Below are 1,692 nucleotides of genomic sequence, written 5' to 3'. Positions count from 1 at the left end.
GACGAACGGTAATATCTCCACACACACTAATTTGACAGGATAGACGTAGATTATCTTCAAATAAATACTGTTCAATTTCTTTATCAGTAAAGGCTTTTCTTTCTTTGTTCGTTACCTCTGAGTAATCACCAGCCAGAATCTCTACTCGGCATGTCGTACATATCGCTTTCCCACCACAACGATGGATAATATTGACTCCATTATCTTCCAGGGCTAACACTAATTTTTTTCCCATCTCCACTTCAAAAGTTCCTTGGCCAAATACAGTCACGTTGGGCAAAATATACCTCCACAAATAAAATGATGAATTCCAAATGGTATTTTATATAGTTATCGTCTTACTGTTCATTCTTTAGTCATGGAATGTAAAATCATTCTAATGAGATTGCCTATGCTAACTAGTTATTGATTTTTAGGATATTTGCTTTTAAAAATGGTTAAACCAAGGATCGAGAACATCAGAAAACAGGAGGTATAATTCATGACAAAACAAAAAAATGTGTTTATTGATCCAAATGATGCAGCGCTCTTATTGATCGATCATCAAAGTGGTCTGTTTCAGACGGTAAAGGATATCGATGTGCCCACATTGCGCAGGAACGTAGTTGCCATTGCGAAGATGGCCAAACTAGCTAAGCTACCCACCATAACCACTGATTCAGTGCCTAGTGGCCCAAATGGTCCGTTGATACCAGAAATAAAAGAAATATTGCCTGAAGCGGTGTATGTAGCACGTAAYGGAGAGATCAATGCTTGGGATAATCCGAATTTTGTGAAAGCAGTGGAAGCAACCTGTAAGAAATCATTGATTATTGCGGGCACGCTCACTAGCGTATGTATGGCGTTTCCCACATTATCAGCAATTGCAGCAGGCTTCAAGGTGTACACGGTTGTTGATGCATCGGGTAACTGGAGCAAAATGGCTACAGATATTACACTCGCCCGGGTGGTACAGGCAGGAGCTATTCCGATCGATACTATGGCATTGATATCCGAAATCCAGAAAACTTGGAATCGTCAAGAAGCTAATGAGTTTGCTGCAATCTATGGAGAGCTCATGCCAAACTATGGTCTATTAATCGAAAGTTACCAAAGAGCATTGAGTGAAGGCCAGCAATCTGACGGAAGTAAAAAGGGTGGCATTTGATTACAAAGGAAATATATTATTTATCGAAGAAAAGCCTGAGGAATCAGGCTTCTTTGCTTATCCGGCAAAATATATGGAATCTACCATTTTTGAATAAAAAGGTTAAAAGACACAAGAAACAGCTGGAATTGTGAATATACTGTACTATTAATTAAGAAAAGAGAAGTGATATGATGCCTTTGAAAAAAGCTCGGAGCAAAAAAAAAGCTGCTCAATGGGTAGGGCAGCCAGTCATCGTGGTACTGAAAGATGGAAGGCAATATGTAGGTATGGTGAGCAGTATTGACAATGATGTAGTGACACTTTCCAGATTACAAACGGAGCAGAGACTGCCGGGTTCAACAATCGATAGTAGAGAAAAGGCTCAAATATCAGGTTTTTTAGATTCTTTTTTTAGCGAGTCAGCTGTGAAATATGGAACAATAATGCTCGTTTTTATTAACGGAATGATCCCTATAATTCGTATTGGAATGTATTTGATTAAATCGTTTATGCCTATAATGGGTATGTTTAAAGCTTTATAAAATGTGGTGGAGGTTTAATGC

Annotated in this window: 3 protein-coding genes; 2 read left to right on the top strand and 1 reads right to left on the bottom strand. The window is 38.6% G+C overall.

Going from position 1 to position 1,692, the window contains the following annotated elements:
- Window positions 1-280: 2Fe-2S iron-sulfur cluster-binding protein (locus AC1DWN_RS33420; RefSeq protein ID WP_477563133.1), on the bottom strand; the 280-nt coding region annotated here is incomplete at its 3' end.
- A gap of 201 nt (window positions 281-481) precedes the next feature.
- Between AC1DWN_RS33420 and AC1DWN_RS33415 the strand changes: the two genes are divergently transcribed.
- On the top strand, window positions 482-1,147 hold the full coding sequence (locus tag AC1DWN_RS33415; RefSeq protein WP_477563132.1) for an isochorismatase family protein: 666 nt from the start codon (window positions 482-484) through the stop codon (window positions 1,145-1,147).
- A 170-nt stretch (window positions 1,148-1,317) separates the two neighbouring features.
- Window positions 1,318-1,671, top strand: coding sequence for a hypothetical protein (locus tag AC1DWN_RS33410; protein ID WP_477563131.1), 354 nt, complete (start codon window positions 1,318-1,320; stop codon window positions 1,669-1,671).
- Window positions 1,672-1,692 lie beyond the last annotated feature (21 nt).

It is taken from the genome of Paenibacillus sp. P4_A7, from assembly GCF_056402455.1.
The sequence above is the reverse complement of the archived record's forward strand: the minus strand, read 5'-3'. Positions and strand labels throughout refer to the sequence as shown.

Bases quoted from the DNA above. Each gene is read 5' to 3' on its own strand.
- AC1DWN_RS33410 (WP_477563131.1), top strand. From the start codon at position 1,318: ATGATGCCTTTGAAAAAAGCTCGGAGCAAAAAAAAAGCTGCTCAATGG.